The sequence below is a fragment of the Bifidobacterium sp. B4079 genome, assembly GCF_026537385.1.
GTDB classification, from domain to species: domain Bacteria; phylum Actinomycetota; class Actinomycetes; order Actinomycetales; family Bifidobacteriaceae; genus Bombiscardovia; species Bombiscardovia asteroides_I.
On the sequence record NZ_JAFNMH010000008.1, the window covers coordinates 1 to 2,742 of the forward strand.

General features: G+C 60.3%; 2 rRNA genes (1 of these 2 only partly in view). Both read left to right on the forward strand.

From position 1 onward, the window contains the following. Positions 1-205: 205 nt before the first annotated feature. Positions 206-1,730 (forward strand): 16S ribosomal RNA (locus J3T95_RS09085). A 405-nt stretch (positions 1,731-2,135) separates the two neighbouring features. Further along, positions 2,136-2,742 (forward strand): 23S ribosomal RNA (locus J3T95_RS09090); its annotated part runs 2,455 nt beyond the window's last position; the annotation flags it as partial.

The window sequence follows — 2,742 nt, forward strand, 5'->3', positions numbered from 1 at the left end:
TGTTGGTGTGGTGGTGGTTTGAGAACTCAAGAGCGTGTTTGTGCTACTTATAGCTTTTTGATTGCCAGTCCGATGCCCGCCCGGCTGTTGTCGGGTACGTGGGAGCGTTGTGAGGGGTGTCGGGGTTTTTCGTGGGTTGGTTTCCTCCTTATGGAAGCTGGCCCGTCAATTATTGATGTGAGCTGTTTTGGGCTTCTTCATGTTTTTTGTGGAGGGTTTGATTCTGGCTCAGGATGAACGCTGGCGGCGTGCTTAACACATGCAAGTCGAACGGGATCCGGGCAGCTTGCTGCCTGGTGAGAGTGGCGAACGGGTGAGTAATGCGTGACCAACCTGCCCCATGCTTCGGAATAGCTCCTGGAAACGGGTGGTAATGCCGGATGCTCCGCACTGTCGCATGATGGTGTGGGAAAGGGTTTACCGGCATGGGATGGGGTCGCGTCCTATCAGCTTGTTGGCGGGGTGATGGCCTGCCAAGGCTTCGACGGGTAGCCGGCCTGAGAGGGCGACCGGCCACATTGGGACTGAGATACGGCCCAGACTCCTACGGGAGGCAGCAGTGGGGAATATTGCACAATGGGCGAAAGCCTGATGCAGCGACGCCGCGTGCGGGATGACGGCCTTCGGGTTGTAAACCGCTTTTGATTGGGAGCAAGCGAGAGTGAGTGTACCTTTCGAATAAGCACCGGCTAACTACGTGCCAGCAGCCGCGGTAATACGTAGGGTGCAAGCGTTATCCGGATTTATTGGGCGTAAAGAGCTCGTAGGCGGTTCGTCGCGTCTGGTGTGAAAGTCCATCGCTTAACGGTGGATCGGCGCCGGGTACGGGCGGACTGGAGTGCGGTAGGGGAGACTGGAATTCCCGGTGTAACGGTGGAATGTGTAGATATCGGGAAGAACACCGATGGCGAAGGCAGGTCTCTGGGCCGTCACTGACGCTGAGGAGCGAAAGCGTGGGGAGCGAACAGGATTAGATACCCTGGTAGTCCACGCCGTAAACGGTGGATGCTGGATGTGGGGCCCGTTCCACGGGTTCCGTGTCGGAGCTAACGCGTTAAGCATCCCGCCTGGGGAGTACGGCCGCAAGGCTAAAACTCAAAGAAATTGACGGGGGCCCGCACAAGCGGCGGAGCATGCGGATTAATTCGATGCAACGCGAAGAACCTTACCTGGGCTTGACATGTGCCGGACGGCTGCGGAGACGCGGCTTCCCTTCGGGGCCGGTTCACAGGTGGTGCATGGTCGTCGTCAGCTCGTGTCGTGAGATGTTGGGTCAAGTCCCGCAACGAGCGCAACCCTCGCCTCGTGTTGCCAGCGGGTCATGCCGGGAACTCACGGGGGACCGCCGGGGTTAACCCGGAGGAAGGTGGGGATGACGTCAGATCATCATGCCCCTTACGTCCAGGGCTTCACGCATGCTACAATGGCCGGTACAGCGGGATGCGACATGGTGACATGGAGCGGATCCCTGAAAACCGGTCTCAGTTCGGATCGGAGCCTGCAACCCGGCTCCGTGAAGGCGGAGTCGCTAGTAATCGCGGATCAGCAACGCCGCGGTGAATGCGTTCCCGGGCCTTGTACACACCGCCCGTCAAGTCATGAAAGTGGGCAGCACCCGAAGCCGGTGGCCCAACCCGCAAGGGGGGGAGCCGTCAAAGGTGAGGTCCGCGATTGGGACTAAGTCGTAACAAGGTAGCCGTACCGGAAGGTGCGGCTGGATCACCTCCTTTCTACGGAGATTTTGGAAATCCCCTGCGTGTGATGCGTGGGGGTCGTGCCTGCGGGTCCGGCCGGTTGGCCGGATGGTGTGGGCGTGCTGGCGTGGAACGGTCTTGAGGCTGTGGCATGGATGCGCTGTTGGGTTCCCGGACCGCCACCTTGGTGGGTGGTGTTCCTGATGCCCGTCGGGTTCCTGCGTGGGGTTTGTCCCGCGTCGGGTGCTGGCGGCGTGCTGGTGGTTTGAGAACTGGATAGTGGACGCGAGCGGATGGCTGGTTTTTGTGCCGGCTGTCTGCTGTATTGTTTCGTCCGGGCCCATGTTTGGTGGGTTCGGGTCGATCGTTTTGTGATCGTTTAGTGTGATGATTTGTCGTCTGGCAGTTCGCAGTTGTTGTTGTCGTGGCATGGCCTGTGGTCGTGTTGTCGGCAAGGGCGCATGGTGGATGCCTTGGCAGACAGGACCGATGAAGGACGCGTGGGGCCGCGATAGGCCTCGGGGAGCCGCCGACAGGGCTTTGATCCGAGGGTGTCCGAATGGGGTAACCCGCCGGCCGTGATGGGCCGGCACCGCATTCGTGCGGGGGGTACGCAGGGAAGTGAAACATCTCAGTACCTGCAGGAAAGGATATTCCGTGAGTAGTGGCGAGCGAAAGCGGATGATGGCCAAACCGGTGCCGTGTGAGACCCGTCGGGGGTTGCGGCATGGGTGTTGTGGGACTTGGCGTCCGGGCTCCGACGGGCCCGGCGGCAGTGATAAAGCGGCGTGTGAGGCGAACGGGATTGAATTCCCGGCCGTAGAGGGTGATGGCCCCGTAGCCGAAGGCGCGCTGCCTGCCGGTTCTTGTTCCCAAGTAGCGCGGGACTCGTGGAATCCCGTGTGAATCCGCCCCGACCGTGGGGTAAGCCTGAATATTCCTGTCTGACCGATAGCGTACGAGTACCGTGAGGGAAAGGTGAAAAGCACCCCGGGAGGGGAGTGAAAGAGTTTCTGAAACCGTGTGCCTACAATCCGTCGGAGCCCTG